This window comes from Streptomyces sp. NPDC021093 (assembly GCF_044333135.1).
Lineage (GTDB): Bacteria > Actinomycetota > Actinomycetes > Streptomycetales > Streptomycetaceae > Streptomyces.
Genome location: NZ_JBIRQJ010000003.1, coordinates 128,267 through 153,058 on the forward strand (window position 1 = coordinate 128,267; position 24,792 = coordinate 153,058).

The 24,792-nt window shown below is 72.1% G+C and carries 18 protein-coding genes; 10 read left to right on the forward strand and 8 right to left on the reverse strand.

The features are described from left to right. Position 1 precedes the first annotated feature (1 nt). The 4 genes from dpgB to ACH4SP_RS09630 all read left to right on the forward strand — a co-directional run bounded on the left by dpgB (position 2) and on the right by ACH4SP_RS09630 (position 5,012). Entirely contained in the window at positions 2-706 is a 705-nt protein-coding gene (dpgB, locus tag ACH4SP_RS09615; protein ID WP_398412315.1) for an enoyl-CoA-hydratase DpgB, read from the forward strand. Further along, a complete protein-coding gene (gene dpgC / locus ACH4SP_RS09620) occupies positions 703-1,977 on the forward strand; it encodes a (3,5-dihydroxyphenyl)acetyl-CoA 1,2-dioxygenase DpgC (RefSeq protein WP_398412317.1) in 1,275 nt (424 codons plus the stop codon). Before dpgB ends, dpgC begins: the two co-directional genes overlap by 4 nt. Further along, a complete protein-coding gene (locus ACH4SP_RS09625; RefSeq protein WP_398412320.1) occupies positions 1,977-3,281 on the forward strand; it encodes a PLP-dependent aminotransferase family protein in 1,305 nt (434 codons plus the stop codon). The genes dpgC and ACH4SP_RS09625 overlap by 1 nt, the downstream gene beginning before the upstream one ends. A gap of 120 nt (positions 3,282-3,401) precedes the next feature. After that, positions 3,402-5,012, forward strand: coding sequence for a flavin-containing monooxygenase (locus tag ACH4SP_RS09630; protein ID WP_398412322.1), 1,611 nt, complete (start codon positions 3,402-3,404; stop codon positions 5,010-5,012). Positions 5,013-5,067: 55 nt separating this feature from the next. Here the strand turns inward: ACH4SP_RS09630 and ACH4SP_RS09635 are convergent, their stop codons facing one another. From ACH4SP_RS09635 to ACH4SP_RS09645, 3 genes are all read right to left on the reverse strand, one after another. Continuing rightward, entirely contained in the window at positions 5,068-6,141 is a 1,074-nt protein-coding gene (locus ACH4SP_RS09635; protein WP_398412324.1) for an alpha/beta hydrolase, read from the reverse strand. 5 nt (positions 6,142-6,146) lie between these two features. After that, a complete protein-coding gene (locus ACH4SP_RS09640; RefSeq protein WP_398412326.1) occupies positions 6,147-7,763 on the reverse strand; it encodes a FadD3 family acyl-CoA ligase in 1,617 nt (538 codons plus the stop codon). 321 nt (positions 7,764-8,084) lie between these two features. Beyond that, positions 8,085-9,371 carry a PucR family transcriptional regulator gene (locus ACH4SP_RS09645; RefSeq protein ID WP_398412328.1) on the reverse strand — a complete coding sequence of 429 codons (1,287 nt, stop codon included), beginning with the start codon at positions 9,369-9,371 and terminating at the stop codon, positions 8,085-8,087. 241 nt (positions 9,372-9,612) lie between these two features. On the opposite strand from ACH4SP_RS09645, the gene ACH4SP_RS09650 reads away from it, so the two are divergent. Further along, complete coding sequence (locus ACH4SP_RS09650) at positions 9,613-11,073, forward strand: alkyl sulfatase dimerization domain-containing protein (RefSeq protein WP_398412331.1); 1,461 nt, start codon at positions 9,613-9,615, stop codon at positions 11,071-11,073. A 2-nt stretch (positions 11,074-11,075) separates the two neighbouring features. Beyond that, positions 11,076-12,455, forward strand: coding sequence for an MFS transporter (locus ACH4SP_RS09655; RefSeq protein WP_398412333.1), 1,380 nt, complete (start codon positions 11,076-11,078; stop codon positions 12,453-12,455). Between the two features lie 97 nt (positions 12,456-12,552). Here ACH4SP_RS09655 and ACH4SP_RS09660 read toward each other — a convergent pair whose 3' ends face one another. After that, positions 12,553-13,518, reverse strand: a complete 966-nt coding sequence (locus tag ACH4SP_RS09660; protein WP_398412335.1) for a pyridoxal-phosphate dependent enzyme — start codon at positions 13,516-13,518, stop codon at positions 12,553-12,555. Further along, entirely contained in the window at positions 13,515-15,032 is a 1,518-nt protein-coding gene (locus tag ACH4SP_RS09665; protein WP_398412336.1) for a translation initiation factor 2, read from the reverse strand. Before ACH4SP_RS09665 ends, ACH4SP_RS09660 begins: the two co-directional genes overlap by 4 nt. Before the next feature lie 291 nt (positions 15,033-15,323). Here ACH4SP_RS09665 and ACH4SP_RS09670 point away from each other — a divergent pair, with 291 nt between their 5' ends. Further along, positions 15,324-16,196: an alpha/beta fold hydrolase gene (locus ACH4SP_RS09670; RefSeq protein WP_398413504.1), complete on the forward strand. Its 873-nt coding sequence runs from the start codon at positions 15,324-15,326 to the stop codon at positions 16,194-16,196. 9 nt (positions 16,197-16,205) lie between these two features. Here ACH4SP_RS09670 and ACH4SP_RS09675 read toward each other — a convergent pair whose 3' ends face one another. Then, positions 16,206-16,658, reverse strand: coding sequence for an Lrp/AsnC family transcriptional regulator (locus tag ACH4SP_RS09675; RefSeq protein ID WP_398412338.1), 453 nt, complete (start codon positions 16,656-16,658; stop codon positions 16,206-16,208). A gap of 94 nt (positions 16,659-16,752) precedes the next feature. Here ACH4SP_RS09675 and ACH4SP_RS09680 point away from each other — a divergent pair, with 94 nt between their 5' ends. Continuing rightward, complete coding sequence (locus ACH4SP_RS09680; RefSeq protein ID WP_398412341.1) at positions 16,753-17,682, forward strand: SMP-30/gluconolactonase/LRE family protein; 930 nt, start codon at positions 16,753-16,755, stop codon at positions 17,680-17,682. Positions 17,683-17,768: 86 nt separating this feature from the next. Further along, positions 17,769-19,052, forward strand: a complete 1,284-nt coding sequence (locus ACH4SP_RS09685; protein ID WP_398412343.1) for a hypothetical protein — start codon at positions 17,769-17,771, stop codon at positions 19,050-19,052. A 138-nt stretch (positions 19,053-19,190) separates the two neighbouring features. Here the strand turns inward: ACH4SP_RS09685 and ACH4SP_RS09690 are convergent, their stop codons facing one another. Then, positions 19,191-20,576 (reverse strand): threonine/serine exporter ThrE family protein, encoded by a 1,386-nt coding sequence (locus ACH4SP_RS09690; RefSeq protein WP_398412345.1) that lies wholly within the window; start codon positions 20,574-20,576, stop codon positions 19,191-19,193. 124 nt (positions 20,577-20,700) lie between these two features. Next, complete coding sequence (locus ACH4SP_RS09695) at positions 20,701-23,304, reverse strand: DUF642 domain-containing protein (RefSeq protein WP_398412347.1); 2,604 nt, start codon at positions 23,302-23,304, stop codon at positions 20,701-20,703. A gap of 504 nt (positions 23,305-23,808) precedes the next feature. Here ACH4SP_RS09695 and ACH4SP_RS09700 point away from each other — a divergent pair. Next, positions 23,809-24,726 carry a hypothetical protein gene (locus tag ACH4SP_RS09700; protein ID WP_398412349.1) on the forward strand — a complete coding sequence of 306 codons (918 nt, stop codon included), beginning with the start codon at positions 23,809-23,811 and terminating at the stop codon, positions 24,724-24,726. Positions 24,727-24,792 lie beyond the last annotated feature (66 nt).

A 24,792-nucleotide genomic window follows, 5' to 3' on the forward strand; every position in this document is an offset into this window, starting at 1 on the left:
GGTGACCACACCGACGACGGACGGCGGACCCGCTACGGCCGCCCGCGGCGACCAGACGCCCATGACGGTCGAACTCGACGGGCGTGCGTCCCTGCCGGAGTTGACCGCCCTGCTCCAACAGGCCTGCGACCTGGCGGAGGACGGCCGGAGCTCGGCCGCCCTGCTGCTGAGACTGACGAACACCGGAGCATGGTCGGAAGACCTGGGGATACACCAGGTGAACCGCTGGGAGCGAGCCGTGCGCAGGCTCGAACTGCTCGGCGCCCTGACCGTCTGCACCGTCGACGGCACCTGCGGCGGCGCCGCCCTCGACGTCTTCCTGGCAGCCGACCGGCGCATCGCGGGCAGCGGCCTGCGCATCGTGCTGAACGGCCGCGACGGCCTGCCGTGGCCGGGCATGACGCTGTACCGCCTGACCCATCTGGCGGGCGCCGCGCAGACCCGGCGCCTGCTGTTCCGCGGCGACGGACTCGGCGGCGACGAGGCACTCGCCCTCGGCCTCGTGGACGAGATCAACGACGACCCGGCGCGGGCCGAGAGCGTGCTCGACGAGCTCGGCCGGGCCGGGGCCACGGAGCTGGCGATACGCCGCCGACTCGTACTGGAGGCGATGACGACCAGTTACGAGGACGCGATCGGCCCCCACCTGGCGGCCTGCGACCGCTCCCTGCGAAGCCGTGGACAGGCCGGTGAGCTCGCACTGTGACCGCCGATCCGATACTTGGCGGGGCCCTGGCGGACGACGCGAAGCTCCTGGCCGAGCACGTACGGACGGCCGGTGGGTCGGCCGAGGCCGTCGAGTCCTGCCGGCGGGTGCGCCAGGCCTTCATGCACCGCCACGCCGACGAGCTGTACGACCTGCTCACCGACCACCGCCGACGGCCGCTGCGGCTGGCCGAGCTCGTGGACGCGGCGGCGGAACGCTTCGACGGCCTGGTGCCGACCCCGGCCCAGATGGAGCGCGAGCGCGTCCGGCCCCAGGCGGAGAAGGAGGGCCGTGAGATCGACCAGGGCATCTTCTTCCGGGGCGTACTCGCCTCGCCGTCGGCCGGCGGGCACCTCCTTGACACGATGCTGAGCCCCACGCCCCGGGCGCTCTCGCTGCTCGACGCGTTCCGCAGGGACGGCCGGGCCGACCTGGGGTCCGTGCACATCGAGCGGCGGGACGGCGCCGCCCACCTGACGGTGAACAACCAGCACTGCCTCAACGCCGAGGACAACCGGCTGATCGACGACATGGAAACGGCCGTCGACCTCGCCATGCTCGACGAGGGGGTAAGGGTCGGGGTGCTGCGCGGCGGCGTCATGACCCACCCGCGCTACCAAGGGCGCCGCGTGTTCAGCGCCGGCGTGAACCTCAAGGACCTGCACGAGGGCCGGATCTCCTTCGTCGACTTCCTGCTGCGCAGGGAACTGGGCTACATCAACAAGCTGATGCACGGAGTCCTGGTGGACCCCGACCCGGGCGCCTATCCGCAGCGCACCGTCCACAAGCCCTGGATCGCCGCGGTGGACTCGTTCGCCATCGGCGGCGGCATGCAACTGCTCCTCGTCTTCGACCACGTGGTCAGCGCCGACGACGCCTTCTTCAGCCTGCCGGCCGCCCAGGAGGGGATCGTCCCCGGACTCGGCAACCTGCGGCTGTCCCGGCTGACCGGCGCGCGTCTGGCCCGGGGGGTGATTCTCGGCGGACACCGGATCAGGGCCACCGACCCCGAAGCAGCGCTGATCTGCGACCGGGTGGTGCCCCCTGAGGAACTCGACGAGGCGGTGCGGGAGGCGGTCCGCTCCCTGGACAACCCGGCGGTCGTGGCGAACCGCATGATGCTCAACCTCGCCGAGGAGCCCCGGGACGGCCTGCGCGGCTACCTCGCCGAGTTCGCCCTGGTCCAGGCCCGCCGGCTGTACGCGGCCGACGTCGCCGCGAAGGTGGGCCGGTTCTCCGCGGAGTCCGGTGCGCGGAAGGAGCACCCGTGATGCCGGAGCTTGAGCAGGACACCCTGCACGCCTCGCTCCAGGACCCGCTGCTCGACTCGATCGGCTTCCTCAACGAGATCATGTCGCGGTTCCCCCAGGCGATCTCGTTCGCTCCCGGCGCACCCCATCTGGCCCATCTCCTGAACGACGACCTCACGCGGTACGTGGGGCTCTACCTGGACCACCTGCGCCGCACCCGAGGCCTGGACCTGCACGGGGCACGCCGCCTCCTGTACGAGTACGGGCCGGCCAGGGGCCTGATCAACGACCTGGTGGCGGCGGCGCTGCGGGACGACCTCGGCAGCGCGGTGGAACCGGAGTCCGTGGTGATCACGGTCGGTGCGCAGGAGGCCATGCTGCTCACCCTGCGGGCACTGTGCCGCGACCGCACCGACGTCCTGGCAGTGGCCGAGCCCTGCTTCGTCGGGATCACCGGCGCCGCCCGGCTCCTGGACGTCGACGTGATCGCCGTGCCCGAGGACGGAAGGGGTCCCGACCTCGCCGCCCTGGAGCGGGAGTGCGCCCGGCTGCGGGCCGCGGGCCGTCGGGTCCGGGCGATGTACGTGGCGCCCGACTACGCCAACCCGTCCGGCACCGTGATGGACCTGGCCGCGCGCCGTCGCCTCCTGGACGTGGCGGCGCGGCAGGACTTCCTCCTGCTGGAGGACAACGCGTACGGGTTCACCGCACCCGAGGAGCACCGGCTGCCGTCCCTGAAGGCGATGCCGGGCGGCGACCGGGTCGTACTGCTCGGCACGTTCGCCAAGCTCTGCCTGCCCGGCGCCCGGGTCGGCTACGCCGTCGCGGACCAGCCGGTGCTCACCCCGGACGGCCGCGGGCGGCTGCTCGCCGACGAACTGGCCTCGCTCAAGAGCATGGTCACGGTCAACACCTCCCCGCTCGGCCAGGCCGTCATCGGCGGAATGCTCCTGGAGCAGGGCGGCACCCTCGCCAAGATCGCCCGGGAACGCAGCGCCCTCTACCGGCGCAACCTGGGACTCCTGCTCGACGCCTTGGACCGGCACCTGAGCCCGGACGGGCGGACGTTGCCGGGGATCACCTGGAACCGGCCGGAGGGCGGCTTCTTCGTCCGGATGCGGGTGCCGGTGCGGGCGGACGCGGCGCTGCTGGAACTGGCGGCCTCCCGCTACGGGGTGCTGTGGACACCGATGTCCCAGTTCTACCGGAGCCAGGACGGCGACGACGAACTGCGTCTTTCCTGCAGCTACCTCGACGCCGAGGGAATCGAGGAGGGCGTGCGCAGGCTCGCCGCGTTCCTGCGCGACCCGGTGTTCGGGCGATGAACGACCGACCCCGGCCGGTGGGTGGTGGCGTTGCCGGTGCGCTGCGTCCTTCCCACTCAGCGGGAAGCAGCTGCTGCGTTCGGCGGGCACCGGTGGAAGGCTCCGTGCGTGATAGCGCACTTGAGTGAGAACACACCCGCCACCGACACGGACGTGGTTGTCGTCGGCGCAGGAGTCACCGGCCTCTACACCGTCCACAGGCTCCGCACCCTGGGCCACCGGGTGCGGGGCTTCGACCGCGCCGCTGACGTCGGCGGCGTGTGGTACTGGAACCGCTACCCGGGCGCACGCTGCGACGTGGAGTCCTTCGACTACTCGTACTCCTTCGACGACCGGCTCCAGCAGGAGTGGGACTGGACCGAGAAGTACGCCACCCAGCCCGAGATCATGAGCTACCTGCACCATGTCGCCGACCGCTTCGCGCTGCGCGGCGCCTACACCTTCGAGACCTCCGTGCTCGGCGCGGAGCTGGACGAGCGGTCCCTGACCTGGACGGTGCGCACCGACGGCGGCGAGAAGGTCACCGCGCGGTTCGTCGTGTTCGCCGTCGGCTGCCTGTCGAGCGCGCAGCGCCCCGGCGTCCCCGGCATCGACTCCTTCGCGGGCCGCTCGTACCACACCGGTGAATGGCCGCACGAGGGCGTCGACTTCACCGGACTGCGCGTCGGCGTGGTCGGCACCGGGTCGTCGGGGATCCAGTCGATTCCTGAAATAGCCGAGCAGGCAGCCGAGTTGACGGTGTTTCAGCGGACGCCCAACTACTCGATCCCGGCCGGGAACAAGCCCCTGGACGACGCCCGGCGCGACGACCTCAAGGCCCACTACGCCGAGCGGCGCAGGCTCGCCCGGCTCAGCGGCGGCGGCTCGCCCTTCACCACGTACCCGAAGAAGACCTTCGAGGCCGACGAGGACGAACGGCGCGCGGCGTACGAGAAGCGCTGGGAGCTGGGCGGCGTCCTGTACTCGAAGACCTTCCCCGACCAGCTGGTGGACCGGGCCGCCAACGACGCCGCCCGCGTCTTCTGGGAGGAGAAGGTACGTGCCCGCATCGAGGACGGGGCCGTCGCGGAGCTGCTCGTTCCGAAGGACCATCCCATCGGGGCCAAGCGGATCGTCACCGACACCGGGTACTTCGAGACGTACAACCGGCCGCACGTACGGCTGGTGAGCCTGCGCGGCAATCCGATCGCCCGCGTCGAGGCGGACGGCGTGGTCCTGGCGGACGGGGAGCACATCGCCCTCGACGCGCTCGTGTACGCCACCGGCTTCGACGCGATGACCGGTTCGGTGGACCGTATCGAGGTACGGGGGAGGGGCGGGCGCACCCTCAAAGAGGCGTGGGCGGCGGGGCCGCGCACCTACCTCGGCCTCGGCACCGACGGCTTCCCGAACTTCTTCAACCTCACGGGTCCCGGCAGCCCCAGCGTCATGGTGAACGTCATCCTGGCGGGCGAGCAGCACGGCGACTGGCTCGCCGACCTCCTGCAGTACCTGGACGCGCACGGCCACCGCGCCGTCGAGGCCACCGGGGAAGCGGTCGACGACTGGGTGCGGGAGTGCCGGGACCGCGCTGCGGCGACACTCCTCATGGAGGCGGACTCCTGGTACCTGGGCGCCAACATCCCGGGGAAGCCACGGGTGTTCATGCCGTTCGTCGGCGGCTTCAAGGCGTACCAGGAGATCATCGACGGGGTCGCGGCCAGCGGGTACAAGGGCTTCGAGCTGATCTGAACCGTGCGCGGCGGACGGGGGCGCGACGAACCGTTGCGCCCCCGTCCGCCGCGCATCAACCGTGCAGCGCCCTGCGCAGCGCAGCGAAGGCGTCGTCGCGGGTCCGTGCCGCTTCCGGCAGCGCGCCCGCCATCGACAGGAAACCGTGGAACATCCCCGGCAGGTGCGTCATCCGCACCTCCACCCCCGCGTCGGCCAGTGCGCGGGCGTACGCCCAGCCGTCGTCGCACAGCGGGTCGAGCCCCGCCGTCACCATGTGGGCGGGCGGCAGCCCCGACAGGTCGGCGCGGCGCAGCGGCGAGGCGTACGGGTCCGCCCCGTGCGCGGGGTCGGCCAGGTAGCGGTCCCAGTACCAGCGGACGTGGTCGGCGGTGAGGAAGTAGCCCTGGGCGTTGCGCTCGTGGGAGGCGCCGTGCCGGGTCGGGTCCAGCATCGGGTAGTACAGCGCCTGGCAGACGAGCTCCGGGCCGCCCCGGTCCTGCGCGGTGAGCGCCATGACGGCGGCGAGGTTCGCGCCCGCGCTGTCCCCGGCGACCGCGAGCCGCCGCCCGGGGTAGCGCTTCGCCGCCCACAGCAGCGCCGTGTAGCAGTCCTCGGGGGCAGCGGGGAACGGGTGCTCGGGGGCGAGCCGGTAGCCCACCGACACGACAACTGCCCCTGTGGCAACGGTCATCGCCCGGCAGAAGCCGTCGTGCGAGTCGAGCCCGCAGAGGCAGAAGCCGCCGCCGTGCGCGAAGACGACGACGGGGACTTCGCCCGTGCCGTCCGTGCCGCCCGTGCCGTCCGTGCCGCCCGTGCCGTCCGTGCCGCCCGTGCCGTTCGTGTCGCCCGTGCCGTCCGCACCGTTCGTCGGGTCGTACACCCGCACGCGTACCCCGTTGGCGTCCTCGTCGGCGACGTGCGCCACTTCGATGTCCGATGCGGGGGGTGCGGGGCGGGCCGCGAAGAAGGCGCGTACGTCCTTGATGTCGGTCAACTCGCTGCCCAGTGCGGGGAATTGGGATGATGCGGCGTCGATCAGGTGCCGTACCTCGGGGGCGGGCTCGAAGGGGGCGGGTCCGAAGGGGGCGGGTCCGAAGGGGTTGGGTCCGAAGGGGTTGGGTTCGGAGGGGTTGGGCTCAACAGGCATCGTCGTCAGACCTTTCCTGCGCCGGTGTCTTCCCGGCTGCTGCCCGCCAGGGCCCGCAGCTCGTTCTTGAGGACCTTCCCGGCGGCGTTGCGCGGCAGGGCGTCCAGGGGGACGAAGCGGCGCGGCACTTTGAAGTTGGCGAGCCGCTGCCGCGTCCATGCGGTGAGCGCCTCCGCGCCGGGCAGGCCGCCGTCGGCCGCCGGTACCAGGAAGGCCACCCCGACCTCACCCAGCCGCTCGTCCGGGGTCCCCACCACCGCCGCATCGGAGATCGCCGGATGGGCCCGCAGGGTGTTCTCGACCTCGGCCGGGTAGGCGTTGAACCCGCCGACGACGTACATGTCCTTGAGCCGGTCGGTGAGGGTGAGATATCCGTTCTCGTCGAGGACGCCCACGTCGCCCGTGTGCAGCCAGCCGTCGGTGTCGATGGCGGCGGCGGTGGCTGCGGGATCGTCGAGGTACCCGCGGGTGACGTGGTGGCCACGGGTGACGACCTCGCCCTGCTGTCCGGTCGGCAGCGGCGTCCCGTCGGGGCCCACGACGCGTACCTCCACCCCCGGGATGGCCCGGCCGACGCTGCGCCTCAGCGTCTCGGTGGGGGAGTCGACCGGGCAGACGGTGACGACACCGGTGGATTCGGTGAGGCCGTACGCGGCGAACACGTCGCGCGCGCCCAGTACGTTGCGGATGTCGTCGATCAGCCCGGTCGGGATGTTGGCCGCCCCCGTGCCCGCCATCCGCAGCGAGGACAGGTCGAACTCCGTCCGGCGCGGATGGGTCAGCAGCCCGTGGAAGATCGACGGAGCGCCGGTGAGGACGCTGATCCGCTCGTCGGCGATCCGGCGCAGGGCGCGGTCGGCGTCGTACACCTCCTCGGGGACGATCGTGGCGCCGCGCAGCAGACAGGCGACGATCCCCGCCTTGTACCCGAAGGTGTGGAAGAACGGACTGATCAGCAGATACCGGTCACCCTCGCTCAAGGTGACGGCCTCGGCCCACGCGTCGAAGACGCTCACGGTCTGGTGGTGGGAGGTCATCACCCCCTTGGGGCGGCCGGTGGTGCCGGAGGTGTACTGGATGTCGGAGAGGTCGTCCGGGCGTACGGCGGCGGCACGCCGAGCCCGCACCTCGTCGGGTACGGACTCGCCCGCGGCGAGGAACTCCGCCCAACTCGTCGTACCGGCAAGGGAGTCGAGCCCGGCCTCGCGCAGTACGACGGTGCTGCGCAGCCCGCCCAGATCCTCGCCGGAGTCCCGCAGCATGGCGACGTGGTCCGTACCGAGGAACCCGCGCTCGGCGAACAGCACTGTGCACCCGCTGCGCCGAACGATGTCGGCCGCCTCGCCCGCCCGATAGCGGGTGTTGAGCGGTACGAGTACCGCACCGACGGAGACTGCCCCGAGCGCGGCCACGATCCAGGCCGGGCTGTTGGGCGCCCAGACCGCGAACCGGTCACCCGGCTCGATCCCGTGCGCGATCGCGGCCCGCGCGGCGGCCCGGACGCGGTCCCGCAACTCGGCGAACGACCAGCGCACTTCGTCGCAGACGAGCGCCTCGCGGGGCCCGAAGGCCAGGGCGGCGACCTCGGGCAGATCGGCGAGGGTCGTGGCGGCGGTGGGCATGGAGCCTCCGGAGTGGAACGGGGGAGAGCGGACGGGGAGCGATACCGGTGGCCCATGACATCGGGACGAGAGGGTCGTGGACCAGAGCGGTTTCCCGGTGAGCGGGATCATGCGAGCGAGGCGCGCCCCTTCAGGGGCGCGGGGAACTGCGCGACCAGCCACAACGAACCCGCACGAAGCCCCCAGCCCCGCGGCAGCGGTTTCGGGAAGGGGCGGGGAGGGGCCGATCCCGCGAAGCGGCCCACCCACGCGCACCTGTGCACCCGGGCAGCCGGCCAGGGACCAGAGCGCGACATCTCAACCGCGCCGCGCACGCGGGACTCACCCGGGAACGTCGCCGCGCAGCAGCAGGGCGGCCAGGGCCAGTGCGTTTCCGCGTGCGGAGGCGATGTCGAGCCCGGTGAGTCCGGTGATTCTGGCGAGTCGGTTGTCCACGGTGTTGGGGTGCAGCCCCAGGTGGTTCGCGGTGCTGCGCCGGTCGTGCCGGTGTTCGAGGTGGACGCGCAGGGTCTCGATGAGTTCGGGCCGGTCGCCGACGGGGTCGAGCAGGGCGGCGATGCGGTCGCTGCTCTCGTCGCGGCGGGAGAGGTGGTACTCCAGCAGGACGTCGTCCATGCGGTGCGGGCCGGGGGGCCGGCCGCAGGCGCGGGCGACCCGGACGATCTCGGTGGCGGTACGGGCGGCGGCCGGTACGTCCTGGGCGGCGGCAGCGGTGACCGCGGCCAGCCGGACACCGTCGCCGCAGAGCTGCCGGATCCGGGTCGCCAGCTCGGCGCAGACACGGACGCCGTCCGGGTCGTCGGCCGGCTGCGGAGCGATCACATGGCCGCCGTCGGCGCCGAGCAGGGACACCGCACCGGCGCCGAGCGTGCGGTCGAGAACGGTCTGGATCCGGCGGACCCGACGGCGGCCCGCGACGGCCGGGGTGGCAGGTGCTTCCTCCTTCGAGAGATGAACGTGGACGACGAGCGAGGGGCCTTCGAGGCCCAGCTCGTCGAAGGCGCGCGAGGGCGGCAGGGAGCCGTCCAACAGGCCGCGTACCAGCGAGCGGTGGTGCTCGCGGCGTTCGGCGGACAGCGCGGCCTGCTCGTCGAGGTAGGTCTCGGCGACGGCACCGATGATGGCCTCGTGACCGCGCAGGAGGAAGTCGACGAGTTCGATGAGCGCGCCCTCCTCCCCCTCGGCGGCCTCGGCCCGGAGCGCCTGCCACAGGACGTAGACGCCCGTGGAGTGGCTGCGCAGCAGGGTGTGCAGGGGCATGCCCTCGTCGGCGCGCTGGGCGGCGCGTTCGCGGAAGAGGCTGAAGTCCCCTGCGCGGCCACGGGTGTCGCGCACCCGGCGGAGGAAGAGGCGCAGCCCGCTGCGGACCGTCGCGGCTATCTCCACGTCCTTCACGTCGGCGGGGAGATCGGCGTACCCCGGCAGCTGCTCGAAGGTCTCGCGGGCCATGTGGCGGGCGAGCTCGTTCACCCGGCTCTCGCACCGGGCGGCGAGGGCCTGCGCGGCGGGTGACAGCGGCGGGTACGAGCCGTGGCGGTCGGGACGCAGGTCGGGACGCAGGTCGGGAGGCAGGTCGGGACGCAGCTCGGGAGGCAGGTCGTTCGGCACCGGGCGGCTCCTCCGTGGGGCTGTGCAGGGCTGTGCAGGGCTGTGCAGGACGGTTCGGGACCGTGCGGGACGGTGCGGGACCGTGCGGGACTGTGACGGATCACAAGCCGGGGCGCGTCCGACTGTGAGGACGGAGGGTATCTCCCCGCCATGATCCGGCACAGACTCCGTGGACATCAGCCGACCACCTGCGCGGGCGGGCGAGGTGGTCCCCGAGCGTGAGCACGAGGAGCCGGACGCCATGACAGAGCACAACCCCCAGGAGCACCGCGACGGCGGCGGCTACGTCGCGTACACGGACCGGGTCTGGTCGGGCCAGGAGTCGCTGCTGGCCCACTTCACCGGGAAGTTCACCGACGGCGGGCTCGTCCCCCTCGGCGAACGGACCGCCTTCTTCCCGGCCTTCGCGAACGTGGCGGTGTTCGACACCGGGGACGGCCTGGTGCTGGTCGACTCGGGCGACTTCCGTACGGCCGCCCCGCTGCACGAGTCGGTACGCGGCCGCTCGACGGCTCCGGTGCGCGCGGTGGTCTACACCCACGGCCACGTCGACCACGTCTTCGGCGTGGGCCCCTTCGACCGGGAGGCCGCCGACGCCGGGACCGCGCGCCCCGAGGTCTTCGCGCACGAGGCGGTCGCGGCGCGCTTCGACCGCTACCGGGAGACGGCCGGTTACAACACCTGGATCAACCGAAGGCAGTTCGGCGTGCCGTCCCTGGAGTGGCCGACGGAGTACCGCTACCCGGACACGACGTACCGCGACCGACTCACCGTACGGCGCGGGGAGTTGACCTTCGGGCTGGTGCACGCCCGCGGGGAGACCGACGACCACACCTATGTGTGGATACCGGAGCTGAAGACCCTGTGCACGGGCGACCTCTTCATCTGGAACTCGCCCAACGCGGGCAACCCGCAGAAGGTCCAGCGCTACCCGGTGGAGTGGGCGCGGGCGCTGCGCGACATGCAGGAGCTGGGCGCCGAAGTGCTGCTCCCCGGGCACGGGGTGCCGATCCTCGGCTCCGACCGCATCCATCAGGCGCTCGGTGACACGGCGGAGCTGCTCGAATCGCTGTGCACCCAGACCCGGGACCTGATGAACGCGGGCGCGCGCCTCGACGAGGTGCTGCACGGCGTGAAGGTGCCGGCCGGCCTCCTGGAGAAGCCGTACCTCCACCCGGCGTACGACGAGCCCGAGTTCGTCGTACGGAACCTGTGGCGGCTGTGGGGCGGCTGGTACGACCAGAACCCGGCGCACCTCAAGCCCGCCCCCGAAACCGCGCTGGCCGCCGAGCTCGCCGAGGCGGCCGGAGGCGCGCGGGCGCTGGCGGACCGGGCCGGGCGGTTGCTCGGCAACGGGGAGCTCCGGCTGGCCTCGCACCTGGCCGAGACCGCCGCGCTGGCCGCGCCCGCCGACCGCGAGGTGGCCCGGATCAGGGCCGAGGTCTTCGCCCGCAGGGCCGAGCGCGAGACCTCGACGATGGCGCGCGGCGTCTTCCACTGGGCGGCCGCGGAATCCGCAGCCGTGGCGGCGGGCACGGACGTCGCCACGGAACTGACGCGCAGCGACGAAGGGCGGCGACGGGCCGCCGGAGCCATCAGCGTCGGTGCCGTCGACAGTCCGGGCGCCGTCGACGACGACGGCTGCGGCTGTGGCAGCCCTGTGGTCGAAGGATCGAACGCCGGTACTGAGCAAGGGGCTTGACCGTGCGGGCAGAGCCGGCCGTGACCCGGCGCGAAGGCCCGGCCGGCGGCCCCGGCGGCCGGCAGGCCTGGACGACCACCTGGCTGCTGCTGGTCTTCATGCTGGTGAACTTCGCGGACAAGGCCGTGCTGGGACTGGCCGGGCCGGAGATCATGAAGGAGTTCGGCCTCGGCCGCCAGGAGTTCGGGGCGGCCCAGGCCGCGTTCTTCAGCCTCTTCTCGCTGTCCGCGCTGGGGGTGTCGTTCCTGACCCGCAAGGTGCGCACCTCGGTGCTGCTCCTGGGCATGGGCCTGCTCTGGTCGGCCGCCCAGCTGCCGATGCTCTGGGGCGCGGCGGGGTTCGGGACACTGATCGTGACGAGGGTGCTGCTCGGCTTCGCCGAGGGGCCGGCGGCGCCCGTGGCGGTCCACCACGTGCACGGCTGGTTCGAGCAGCGGGAACGCACCCTGCCGACGGCGATCCTCATGGTGGGTGCGGCGGCGGGGGTCGCGGTGGCGGCACCCGCGCTCGGTGCGGTGATCTCCCACTTCGGCTGGCGCTGGGCCTTCGGGGTCGCGGGACTCGCAGGCCTGCTGTGGGCGGCGGTGTGGGCGGTCAAGGGCAGGGAAGGGCCGCTGGCACCGCCCGTGGGCCGGGCCGCACGCCCCGCGGACGGCGAACCCGGGGCCGCGGAGGTGCCGTTGCGGACCGTGTTCCTCACCGGCACGTTCGTCACGGCGGCCCTGGGCGCGTTCGCGGCGTACTGGGTGATGAGCGCGAAACTGACCTGGCTGCCCGACTATCTCCACACGGTGGTGGGCTGGGACCTCGGGCAGTCCAGTGCCGCGGTCGGCGGAGGTGCCGTGGCCAACGGGGTGGTCCTGCTGGCGCACGGGCTGCTCGGCCGCCGGGCCGCCCTGCGCGAGACCGGTGGAAGACCGGGCGGACGGCGGGGTGGAAGACCGGGTGGAAGGCTGCCCGCCGGAGCGGGTGCCGGGTTGCTGCTGGTGGTCTCGGCGGGTGCGGTGACCGTGTTCGCCACCGTCGACGCGCTGTGGATCAAGATCCCGATGATGTTCGGCCCGATGGCGGTCGCCCTCGTCATGCTCACCGCCGCGCAGACGGCCGTCGCCCGGATCACACCGCCGTCCCAACGGGGCGTCGCACTGGGCGCCCTGGTCGCCGTCTTCGCCCTCGGCGGCATCGCGTCCCCGCTCGTCCTCGGCCGGATCGTGGACGGCGCGGCGACAGCGACGGCCGGCTACGAGAACGGCTGGCTCGTCACCGCCGCCCTGCTGCTGGTCACCGGGGTCCTGGCGGCCCTCTTCCTGCGCCCGGAAAGGGACGCCGGGCGCCTCGGCGTCCCGGAGTCCCCGGCCTCAGGAGTCCCCGTCAGTCACTGACAGCGGCCCTCGGGCGGCGTCGGGGTTCACCCAGCAACCGGGGTTCACCCAGCAACCCGGGTTCACTCAGCAACGCGCGTTCACCCAGCGCCCGTGATCACCCGCACAGTTCGGTGAAGCGGCGCACGTCGATGTTGCCACCGGAGATGATCACGCCCACCCGGGAAGGGAGTTGGCCGATCCGGCCGGCGAGCAGGGCGGCGAGGCCGGTGGCGCCGCTGGGCTCGATGACGATCTTCAGTCGTTCGAAGGCGAAGCGCATGGCGTCGCGGATCTCGTCGTCCGTGACCAGGGCGATCTCGTCGACGAGCCGCCGGTTGACGGAGAACGTCAGCTCGCCGGGCGTCTGGATCGCCTGGCCGTCGGCGATGGTGCGCGGTACGGGGACGGTGATCCGCCGGCCCGCCGACAGGGACTGCCTGGTGTCGTCCCCTGCCTCCGGTTCCACCCCGATCACCCGCGTACCGCCGTACAGGCCCTTGGCCGCGGTGGCGCTGCCCGCGATGAGCCCGCCGCCGCCCACCGGGGCCACCAGCGCGCCGAGTTCACCGCACTCCTCGATCAGCTCCAGCGCCGCGGTGCCCTGCCCGGCGATGACGTGCGGGTGCTCGTACGGCGGGATGAGCGTCAGGCCGCGCTCGGCTGCCAGCGCCTCGCCGAGCGCGATCCTGTCCCCTGCGTACCGGTCGTACGTGACGATCTCCGCGCCGTAGCCGAGAGTCGCGTCCACCTTGGACTGCGGGGCGTCCTCGGGCATGAGGATCACCGCCGTGGTGCCCAGCTCCCGCGCGGCAAGGGCGACGGCCTGGGCGTGGTTGCCGGAGGAGTAGGCGGCGATTCCCTTGGCCAGTTGCTCCGGTGAGAGACGGGAGGCGGCGTTGTACGCACCGCGGAACTTGAACGCGCCGATCCGCTGGAAGTTCTCGCACTTGAGCCGCACCTCGGCACCGACGCGCTCGTCCAGGGTGCGGGAGTGCAGGACGGGGGTGCGGTGGGCGACGCCCTTGAGGCGTGCGGCGGCGTCGCGTACGTCGTCCAGGGTCGGTTGCTGGGGGAGTGTCACGTCTGTGCTCCGTTTCCGGCGGGCCGGCTGGCGGGTGGACCGGCTGCCTGGTCCGACAGTAGTCCGTACATCACCCGCACCGGCAGCGCCGGGTTGGCGGCGGCGTGAGCGCCCAGTTCCTCGTCGTCGAGGAGGGCGAGCAGCCGCTCGGCGGGCAGTCGGGGGTGGCGTGCGGCGCCCGCGCGGACGGTCGGGTCCGGGTCGCGGGTGAGCAGGCCGGCGGTGTCGGGCCGGAGGCCGGGGTCGAGTACGGCGAGGCGCCGCTCGGCGGGGGCGTCCGCCTCGGCGAAGCGGGCCGCGAGTCCCGCGACGGGGAACCGCGGGTGTTCGGGCAGCAGGCCGCCGGTTCCCGACGGGTGCTCCAGATGGCTGCGCAGCAGCAACTCCGGTGGCGGGGCGGGGTGGTTGTGGGCGAGCAGCATCCGTACGCCCGGATCCTCGTCCCGGGCCAGCAGCGCCACCAGCGCGGCGGGCAGCCCGGGGTCCTGGGCGGCCCGCCGCCGCAGCAACGGGTGACGCGAGCGGGCGTACCGGGCGGTGTCCGCCGGGTCGGGGGCCGGGCGGAGATGGTGGGCGCGCGGGCCGAAGTCCTCGTCGTCCGGATCGGTGTTCACCGTGTAGTCGATCGCCGCCCGCTCGTCCTCGCTCAGCCCTGACCGCAGCGAGACCGCGGTGCGTACCCGTGGATCGGGGTCCCGTGCAAGGGAGTTGACCATTTCGGGCGCGAGGTCGTCGCGGTGGGCCAGCTCCAGTCTGACCTTCGGGTCGGGGTGTGCGACGAGAGCGGCGACGACGTCCGGGGGAGTGCTGTGGTTGTGGGCGAGGACCCACTGGTTCTCGTGGTCGTCCTCGCTCAGCAGCCAGTCGACGACCGTCCGTGTGAGGGGGCGGTTCACCAGGATGTGTGTGGTGGCGTGACTGCGCGGCGCGGGCAGTGGGCCCAGCTCGCGCTCCATCGCCTCGGCGTCCTCGGTCTCCAGTACGCGCTCCGCGGCGGCCCGCACCTGCGGGTGCGGGTCGGTCAGCAGCGCCGCCCGTTCGTCGTCGGAGAGAAGGGTCCACAGGGAGACGGCCATGCGTCGTACGGAGGCGAAGGGGTGTCGGCAGTAGGTGAGTTGGAAGCGAAGGGCTATCTGCCCGGAGACGACCAGCTCCTGCAGGCAGTCGTTGTCGTACGTCGTCAGCATCCGGTCGACCACCGGGTCGGGGAGCGGGCGCACGGGCCGCTTGCCGTCCCGCCCCGGACGGCCGGAGAGGTGTGCCCGCACGATCCACTCGGGATCGTCGACGAGCAGCCCGCGCACCGCGGGATCGACGAACGGGTTGCGGGCCAGGGCGCTGCGGACCCGGGGGAGCGGGTGCGTGACGATCGCCGCGGCCACCTCGTCGGGGAAGGAGGGGCGGCGCGAGGCCAGTGCGGTCCAGCCGCTTTCGTACGAGGGCTCCAGCAGCCGGAGGAGCAGGTGTGCGGGGGCGGCGGGGTTGACGGCGAGACCGTCGAGCAGGGAGGTCATGCCACGCTCCGATGGACGGGGGCGGGGACGGGGCGGGGGCGGGGGCGGGATCAGGCACATCCCCCGGCGTCACCCTAGACGACGGCCACAACGCGTGTGAGGCGAAAGCTTCTTGCCTGCGTGCGAGACGCAACGTATCGTCTTGGTGAGGGTCGCCGAGGGGCGCCCCAAGCACATCCGAAGGTCTGGTTCCGCATGCCGCGCACGCAGCAGGCCGCGCGGCGGACCGCGCACGCGCCGGACCGCGCGCGCCGGACCACGCACGCGCCGGACCACGTACGAAGGAGCACCATGGAGCAGTTCATCGAGGCAGCACCCGGAGTACGCCTGTGGGCCGAGGCGGTGGGTGACGCCGGGGCTCCGCCGCTGCTGCTGGTCATGGGCGCCCAGGCCTCGGGCAAGGGCTGGCCCGACGAGTTCGTGGACATGCTTGCCCGGCAGCACCGCGTGATCCGCTACGACCACCGTGACACCGGGCGTTCCACCTGGTCCTTCGCGGAGTGTCCGTACCGGGTCGTCGACCTCGCCGAGGACGCGATCGCGGTGCTGGACGGCTTCGGTGTCGACCGCGCGCACGTCGTGGGGTTCTCCCTGGGCGGAATGCTCACCCAGCTTCTGATCGCCGACCACCCCGACCGGCTGCTCAGCGCGACCGTGCTGGGCACCTGCGCGCTCAGCACCGTTCCGTACGTCCACCCGGACGGCACGCGCACCCCGCCCGGCCAGCTGCCGGAGATCGCGCCCCACGTGCTGGAGATGTGGGCCAGGCCGGTCGAGGACCGGGGCCTGGAGGCCGAACTCGACCGGAGGGTCGAGCACTGGCGGGTGCTCTCCGGCGACCAGCTCCCCTTCCACCCCGAGAGCGCCCGCGCCCTGGAGCGGCGGATCATCGAGCACACGGGGCACCACGGCACCAACACCGCGCACGGCAGCGCCGACCACAGCGGCATGGACCGCACCGAGGCACTCGCGAAGAGCGACGTGCCCACCCTGGTGATCTCCTCGCCGGCCGAACCCGTCTTCCCGCCGCCGCACCCGCAGCACATCGCCCAGGTGATCCGCCGCACGCATGTCGTCGAGATCCCGGGCATGGCCCACGCGCTGCCCGACGAGGTCCTGGCCCCGCTCGCCACCGCGGTCCTGGAACACACCGCGGGGCACTGATCCCGTCACTCACTCGGGGACGGAGGCCTGCGGGTCGACCGGGCGCTCGAAGAAGGTCTCCAGCACCACCGTGGCCCGCGTCCCGCTGACCCCGTCGACGGCGTGGATCCGGCGCAGTACGTCCTGCAGTTGCTCGGTGCCGGCGGTCCTGACCTTCACCAGCACCGAGGCGCTGCCCGCGATGACGTGCGCCTCCAGGATCTCGGGGAGCGCGGCGAAGTCCTGCGCCGAATCACCCATCCACGAGGTCGAGTCGACCATCACGTAGGACAGGACGGAGGCGCCCACCGCGGCCGGGTCCACCTCGGCCGCGGTGCGGCGGATGACACCGCGCTCGCGCAGCTTCCGTACGCGCTCGTGCGTGGCACCGGCGGACAGGCCGACGGACCGGCCCAGCGCGGCGTAGGACGTGGTGGCGTCCTGCTGGAGCCGTGTCAGCAGGACGCGGTCTATGTGATCCACAACTCTCCGTTCGTCAACGTCTTGTGCCGACCATACGACATCCTGCAGTCTCGCTATCAGGCCAAACAACGTTCGGCACAGGGGTGGTTGAGACATGTACGAGATGTTCGACGAGAGGTTCCGCACCGGGCGGTGCATGAACGGTGACGAAGCGCTGGAGGTGCTGTACACCGGCTGCCGCTGGGCGGAAGGCCCCGTCTACCTGCCCGCCTGGCGGCAGTTGATCTGGAGCGACATCCCCAACGACCGGATGCTGCGCTGGGACGAGGAGACCGGTGCGGTCAGCCTCTTCCGGCGCTCCGCCGGGCACACCAACGGCAACACCCTCGACCGCGAGGGCCGGTTGATCACCTGCGAGCAGGGCAACCGCCGGGTGACCCGCACCGAACACGACGGCACCGTCAGCGTGTTGGCCGACCGGTGGCAGGGCAAGCGGCTCAACAGCCCGAACGACGCGGCGGTGAAGTCCGACGGCTCGATCTGGTTCTCCGACCCGGACTTCGGCATCACCAGCGACTACGAGGGCTACCGCGCACAGAGCGAGATCGGCTCCAACAACGTCTACCGCATCGACCCGGTGACCGGTGAGGTGCGGCAGGTCGCCGACGGCTTCGGTGCGCCGAACGGCCTGGTCTTCTCGGCCGACGAGAGCCGGCTGTTCGTCTCCGACACCCGGGCCGGTCTCATCCGGGTCCTCGACGTGCGCGACGACGGCACGCTGTCCGACGGCAAGGTCTTCGCCGAGGCGGGAGCCCGCGAGAAGGCCCGCTTCGACAACCTCCGTTTCGACGACGAGGGCCGCCTCTGGGCCGCCGCGATGAACGACGGAGTGCACTGCTACGACCCCGACGGCACGCTCATCGGGCGGATCGACGTCCCCGAGGCGGTGGCCAACATCTCCTGGGGCGGCGCGAAGCGCAACCGCCTCTTCATCACCGCGGAGACCAGCCTCTACTCGGTGGTCATGGCCGTCACGGGCACCCACCCGACCGGACCCGGGCGTCGGCCCTGGCTGAACGCGTAACCACTGCCGCGTGTCCGAAAAGTGTCGAACCTGTGAACGAGACTGTTAGTCTCGCCTGGGTTTTCGACTATCTGACGGGGTGGCACATGAGGAAACGATTCATCGCGTTCGGCGGCGTGGCTCTGGCCGCACTCGCGGCGGTGCCGGCAGCGGCGGCGCCGCTGCCCCGGCCACCGCTGGTGAGCCTGAACGTATCGGGCAGCCACTACGGACTGACCGAGAAGACGGACCCGTACCAGACGCCGCCGGCCGCCGACTACACCTCCGTCGGGATCAACGGCGCGCTGTCCGGCGACGACCGCACCCCGATGGTCGGCCAGAAGGACCCCAAGTGCGCGGACTGGATCGACGCGCTGCCGCAGCCGACGATGCCGACCAGCGAGGCGTACTGCTGGGACACCGAGATGCAGGGCAAGCAGGGCAAGGAGAACGCGCATCTGATGCCCTGGGTGCCGCAGGGCATCGCCACCTCCGGCGAGGCGCAGCTGAGCGGCATCCCGATCGGCGGCAACAACCGGACTGCGGTGGTGAGTTGGACCTGGCAGAACACCAAGCAGGACCCGGTCACGGATCCCAACAACCCGCCGCCGGTCAAGAAGGACTACCGGCACAACTCCGTGAAGCTGGCCTTCGTCAACCTGGACGACATGAAGTACCGCTTCGTGCTCCCGGTCTGGATCGACGAGGCGGGCGTCCAGCGGCGGATCTACGGACACGGCGGCGGGCTGGCCTGGTACGGCCCGTACCTGTTCATGGCCAGCACCGCCAACTGGGAGGGCAAGCCGGGTCCCGACGCGGGCAAGGCCGGAGTCCGCGTGTTCGACACCCGCAAGATCTACAAGAAGAAGGACGGCAGCGGCGGCGACTACCAGTACGTCCTGCCGGAGGTACGGCACTACGTCTCCGGCGGCACCTCCTTCGACTACGTCTCGCTGGACCGCAACAGCGCCGGTGGCGCCAGCCTGGTCGGGGGCAACTACAAGAACTCGGGCGACCTGAACACCTACGCGGGCACCGAGGTCTACCGCTACCGGTTCGGCGACGACTACCGGCTGAACCCGACGCCCGTCCAGGGCTGGAAGTCGACCGTCCCGCAGGACGCCGCCGACGCGATCAGCGACGTCCAGGGCGTCCAGGCCAACGGCGACACGCTGTACTTCAACATGTCCAAGGGGAAGCTGGCCAACCGCCGCTTCGCCACGGCCGGTGTCGGCGGGGCCGCGTCGGACTGGACGATCAAGTCGCGCAAGGACTCGTCGTACCGCCCCCAGGACCTGTCCCTGTGGTACGCCACCAACGAGCTGTGGAGCCTCACCGAGGGCGAGGAGGACCGGGTGCTGTACTCGGTGAAGCTGGACGCGCTGAAGTAGGAACGGGCCCGTCCGTGCGGTGAGCCGAGGCGGGGCGTGCCCCGTCTCGGCGTGCCCTGCCTCGGCGCGCCCAGGGTCGGTGCGTCCCGTCTCGGCGTGCCCAGGGTCGGTGCGTCCCGTCTCGTCCGCGTCGTCGTCCTAGGGCGGCACGTCCCCCGACGTGCGGTGCTGACCCCTGAGCTGTCTGAGGAAGTACGCCGCCTCGCCGCTGACGCTGACCCCCGTGGCCAGGATGATCAGCATGGCCATCGCCTGCACCATCTGGGCGATCCCTTGCTGGACGTGATTGACCGCCAGCTCGCTCAGGGCCCGGTAGAGCATGCTGCCGGGCAGCAGGGGGGTGACGGCGGGGATGACCAGGGGGAGAGCGGACACGCGGGCCCGCTGTGCCAGGTACTGGCCGACCGCGCCGATGGATACGGCCATGATGCCGGTGGACGACAGCCGCAGGAAGCCCGCGTTGCGCAGGGCGAGGTACCCGATGACGCCCCCGACCCCGAGAAGGGCCGTGATGATCCACTTGCGGCGGGGCACATGCATCCGGGAGGCGAGCGCCACCGTGAACATCGCGGCGCCGAGCAGCCGCCAGGAGAAGTAGTCCAGGGACTTGGTCTGCGGCAGGATCGGCAGGCTGTAACCCGCCTTCGCCGCGAGGGCCATGACCGCCCCCGTCCCCGAGACGATCGCGAGGAAGACGAGCAGCGACTCCATGAGCCGGGCGTACGCCGTCACATAGTGACCGGTCAGGGCGTCCTGGACGGCGCTGATGATGGTGAGGGCGGGCAGCAGGGCCAGTACGCCGCCGACGATGATGGCCGGGCCGTAGTGGCCGTGGCCGAGATTGTCGGCCACGACGGCGAACACCGCGGCGGGCAGCACGGCGAGTGCGATCCGGTAGAAGGCGGGCACGCCGTAGGCGGCGAGCGCGGTGGAGACCCGTCCGGCGAGGGTGGCCGCGACGAAGGAGGGGATCACGACCGGCAGGTCGCCACCCGCGATCAGGCTTCCGGAAGCGGCGACCAGGCCCGCGTGGGCCGACTCCTTGCCCCAGAGGGCGGCACGGCTCTGGACGGCCTCGGTCGCGGGCGCGGGGCAGAGACCGATGACGCGCGCACGTGCCTCGACGGCGGTCAAACGGCCGTCGCTGATCTCCTGGATGAGCCGGTGGGTGCTTTCCAGCGCGGTGAAGTCGAGGGTGGTGCGGCGGATGACCCTGTGCTCGGACGTGGGTTCCGTGTCGTCGGCCATCCGGCCCGTCAGTGAGACCACCCACAGCGTCACATCGGGCTCGCACCACTGGAGTCCGTACGTCTCCGCCGTCACCAGCATGCCCGCGACCGTCTCTTCGGCGGCCGCGCCGTTGGCCATCAGGGAATCGCCGATCAGCAGCGCGAGGGCGATGACGAACGCGGCGTCCGGGTGCTCGGGGTCGGCGGGCGGCGCCATGAACGGATCCGGAGCGGACTCCAGACCACGCAGCCGCCCCAGGCTTCGCTGGAGCCAGGGCAGGGACTTGCTGGGCAACGGGCCCTCCAGCACTGGGGTTGGACTTCGGTGACTTCTCTGACTTCGGTGACTTCTCTGACTTCTGTACGGGTACGTGGGCCCACCTCGACCGTCCCGGGTGGGCCCACGCTGCTCGTGCGGTCTAGCAGTAGGGCTCGACCGCGCCGACGTTGGCGGCCCAGCCCGCCGGGATCCAGCCGCGGCCGTCGGACAGCTTGTACCAGCGCGGGTTGCCCCGGACGGGGTCGGAGTTGACCTTGCACCGGATGTTCATGATGCGCCCCTTGGGCAGGGAACCCACGGGCTTGTAGCCCAAGCCAGGGCCGCTGCGGATGGCGAGGCTGCTGGGGATGATCCGTACCCGGTAGCGGCTGTGCTTCGTGTCGTTGGTCGCCTCGCCCCCGGGGCCGCGGGGCCCCCTGGGCCCCCGATCACCCTTCGGCCCGGCCGGCCCGCGCCCGCCCTGGGGACCTGCCGGACCGGCGTTGCCCTTGGGGCCGGTGTTGCCCTGGGGCCCGACGTTGCCCTGGGGCCCGACGTTGCCCTGGGGCCCGACGTTGCCCTGGGGCCCGGCAGGCCCCTGCGGTCCTGCCGGGCCTTCGGCCCCGGTGCTGCCCTTTGCGCCCGTCGGGCCCGCATCACCGGTGTCGCCCTTCGCTCCTGCGGGCCCTGTGGCGCCTGCCGGACCTGCCGGACCTGCCGGACCTGCGGGGCCTGCCGGTCCTGCCGGTCCTGCCGGTCCTGCCGAGCCCGCCGGGCCGTCAGCTCCCGTGTCTCCCCGGGGACCCGCCGCTCCCGTGTCCCCCTTCGGACCTGCATCACCGGTGTCACCCTTGGGCCCGGTCGCGCCGTTGTCGCCCTTGGCGCCTGTAGGGCCTGTCTCACCTGCCGGTCCTGTTGGGCCTGCCGGTCCTGCGGGACCGTCGTTTCCTGGGTCGCCTTGGGGGCCTGTGGCTCCTGCGTCGCCCTTGGGGCCTGTATCGCCGGTGTTGCCCTTGGGTCCGATCGCACCGGTGTCGCCCTTCGGGCCTGCCGGGCCTGCCGGTCCTGCGGGGCCGTCAGTTCCTGGGTCGCCCTTGGGGCCTGCGGCTCCTGCGTCGCCCTTCGGGCCCGTGTCGCCCGTATCACCCTTCGTGCCTGCCGGACCTGCCGGACCCGCTGGGCCTGTCGGACCCTCCGGGCCTGCGGGACCGTCAGTTCCCGGGGTGCCTTGAGGGCCCGCCGCTCCCGTGTCCCCCTTGGGACCCGTGTCGCCGGTGTCGCCCTTGGGCCCGGATGTCCCGGTGTCGCCCTTGGGGCCTGCCGGACCCGTAGGGCCGTCAGCCCCCGCGTCGCCCTGCGGACCCGTCGCTCCCGTGTCCCCCTTGGGGCCTGTATCTCCGGTCTCGCCCTGGGGCCCGGTCGCGCCGGTGTCGCCCTTCGGGCCTGCTGGGCCTTCGGCCCCCGTGTCTCCCTTCACACCGGTGGGGCCTGCGGGACCGTCAGCCCCCGTGTCGCCCTTGGGACCTGTGGGGCCGTCAGCCCCTGTGTCGCCCTTCGAGCCCGCCGGTCCTGCTGGTCCCGCCGGTCCTGCGGGGCCTTCCGCTCCTGTGTCGCCCTTCGGGCCCGCATCGCCCGTGTCGCCCTTCGCGCCTGTGGGACCGGCAGCCCCCGCATCGCCCGTGTCGCCTTTCGCGCCCGCAGGTCCTGCAGGCCCTGCGGGGCCTGGAGCCCCCGTGCTGCCGGGGTCTCCCTTGTCGCCCTTCGGGCCGGCGGGGCCTTGCTTGGTGACCGGTGGGTCGAACGTCGAGTCACTCACGTCGGCGGTGACCGGACCGTTGTTCGCCGTGTCGGAGTCGGGCGTGATCGCGTTGACCCATGCCTGGTTCACCGGCAGGTTCGCCGCGGTGGACGTCATGGTGCCGTTGACCACGATCGTGACGGATTCACCGGCCGGAATGGAGGGGATCGGGCAGTCGAGCTGCGTCCCGGCGCCCCCGGACAGTGCCGTGGTCGTGCAGGGACCGCCTCCCTGGACGACCGAGGCCTGTGGGTTGACGACAGTGGGAGGCAGACGGTCGTGCACCACTGTCGCCCGGGCGGTGTCCGGGCCCGCGTTGCTGACGGTGATCTGCCAGGCGACGCCACCGCTGGGGCTCACGGTCTTGGTCGTCATCTTCTTGGTGACGCTCAGGTCCGCGTCCGGCGGGTCCTGGGTGACCCGGATGTTGGCGAGCATGGGGCCGCATGCCGCGCTGGACCGTGTCTCCGTCGACGTGAAGGTGACGGTCGGATTGTCCGAGCCGGCCGTGAACGTATACGTACTGTCGCGCCAGTTGCCCGTGTTCCGGGTGGCGACGCCCGGCGTGGTGAAGGCCATGGTCTGACCGCCGGTGCCCGACACGGTGAAGGGCTGGCCGGTCGCCAGCTGCGTCAGGGAGCAGCCGTTCCAGGTGTTCGGGCTGCTGCCGAAGGTCACGGTGACCGTGGCGCCCTGCATGATGCCGTTGAGCTGCTGGCTGAGGCTGACGGGGGAGCCGCCGTTGAGGTCGACCGCCTGGAGCCCGTCGGCCCGTTTGGCCATGGCCGCCGAGTAGACCTCTGTCGTGCCGTTCCAGTTCGGCACCGTGACGCCGCTGAAGGACTGGTCGCCGTTGGACACCGCAGGGTTGGCGAAGGTCCCGTTCGTGACCGGGACGGGTACGGGGGCGCGCTGGGCGGCATGTGCCGCCACCGGCAACGATGCCGCCTGCAGAGCGAGAAGCAAGGGGGTCACCACTGCGGTGCGTCTGCCCGGCCTTCGCGACGTGTGTCTTCTGCTGCGCATGGCACTCTCCACGGTCGAGGTGGCGGGAGCAGGGCACCTGCGCGGCGCAGATGATCATACTTCCGCCGTTGCTGGCGTCGTGCAGCCAGCAGCATGGAATCTGATGGGGAGTCATACCGTTTTGCGACACGCCGCCGGGCCCGCCGTGCCTTCTCCCGGTGGCCGCAGCCGGGGGCGGCGTGCGGCAGCGGTTTGTGGCGGCAGGCGGCGGAAGGTGGGGGAAGAGCGGCCCGGGGCCGAAGTGTTGGCTGGTTTCCCGCTGGCAACGGCCCGGCCGGGCTGGTGAAACTGAGGACGTGGAGCCCCACCCGCCCCGCTCCTCCCGCGCGCCGCTGTACCGGTGCCGAGGAGGCGGGAGCGGAAGTGGCGCGCCGCGCACCGGCTTCGGCCGCATTCCTGCGGCTGTCGATTCCCTTGCACGGCGACGCACGTCAGGAGGCTTCCATGACTGCACGACCGAGCAGCGCCACCACTGATGCCGACACGAAGCACGGCACGAAGCACGGCACGAACGCCACCACCGGCGCCGACTGGGGCAAGGCGGACTTCGACGACATCTACGACCGCCCCGACCCCCGCTCGTACTTCGCCACGATGCGCCCCCTGGCGTACCAGATCCCCCACCACGGCCAGGCCGTCTTCCGGGCGCTGACCGGCGCGCTGCGCGGTCTGCGCCCCGACCGGACACCGCTGAACGTCGTCGACCTGTGCTGCTCCTACGGGATCAACGCGGCCCTCCTCAACCACCGGGTCACCCTGACCGAGCTGTACGCCCGCTACACCGCCCGCCACCTGGCCACGCTCTCGGCCCCCCGCCTTACGGCCGAGGACCGGGCCTTCTTCACCGCACGCCGCATCCCCGATCCGGTGTCGGTGACGGGCGTCGACGCGGCGGCCCGCGCCACCGGATACGCGCGTGACGTCGGCCTCCTCGACCACTCCTTCGCGGAGAACCTCGAAGTCGGCGGGCCGAGCCCCGCCCTGCGCCGCGCGCTGGCGGGCACGGACCTCATCACCGTGACGGGCGGCATCGGCTACATCCGCACCCGGACCTTCAGCGGGCTCCTCGACTGCATGCCGGTCCCGCCGTGGGTGGCCTCGTTCGTGCTGCGCACCGTGCCCTACCGGCCGATCGCCGAACTGCTCGCCGCCTCGGGCCTGGTGACGGAGAAGCTGCCCGCCCGCACCTTCCGGCAGCGCCGCTTCGCCGACGACGCCGAGCGGAACGCGGCGTTCGACGCCCTGGCCGCGGCCGGTCTGCGTACGACGGGCAAGGAGGCGGACGGCTACTACCACGCCGACCTGTACCTGTCCCGGCCCGCGGCCGACGTCGCCGCGCTGCCCCTCGCGCGTCTGCTGTAGCGGAACTCCGTAACCGAACCCCGTTGCGGGGACCCCTCTCATCCCGCACTTCTGCGGCTGGTACTT

Coding starts and splice junctions, on each gene's coding strand:
- ACH4SP_RS09625 (WP_398412320.1), top strand. CDS start 1,977: ATGCCGGAGCTTGAGCAGGACACCCTGCACGCCTCGCTCCAGGACCCG.
- ACH4SP_RS09635 (WP_398412324.1), bottom strand. CDS start 6,141: ATGCCTGTTGAGCCCAACCCCTCCGAACCCAACCCCTTCGGACCCAAC.
- ACH4SP_RS09640 (WP_398412326.1), bottom strand. CDS start 7,763: ATGCCCACCGCCGCCACGACCCTCGCCGATCTGCCCGAGGTCGCCGCC.
- ACH4SP_RS09650 (WP_398412331.1), top strand. CDS start 9,613: ATGACAGAGCACAACCCCCAGGAGCACCGCGACGGCGGCGGCTACGTC.
- ACH4SP_RS09665 (WP_398412336.1), bottom strand. CDS start 15,032: ATGACCTCCCTGCTCGACGGTCTCGCCGTCAACCCCGCCGCCCCCGCA.
- ACH4SP_RS09670 (WP_398413504.1), top strand. CDS start 15,324: ATGGAGCAGTTCATCGAGGCAGCACCCGGAGTACGCCTGTGGGCCGAG.
- ACH4SP_RS09680 (WP_398412341.1), top strand. CDS start 16,753: ATGTACGAGATGTTCGACGAGAGGTTCCGCACCGGGCGGTGCATGAAC.
- ACH4SP_RS09685 (WP_398412343.1), top strand. CDS start 17,769: ATGAGGAAACGATTCATCGCGTTCGGCGGCGTGGCTCTGGCCGCACTC.
- ACH4SP_RS09700 (WP_398412349.1), top strand. CDS start 23,809: ATGACTGCACGACCGAGCAGCGCCACCACTGATGCCGACACGAAGCAC.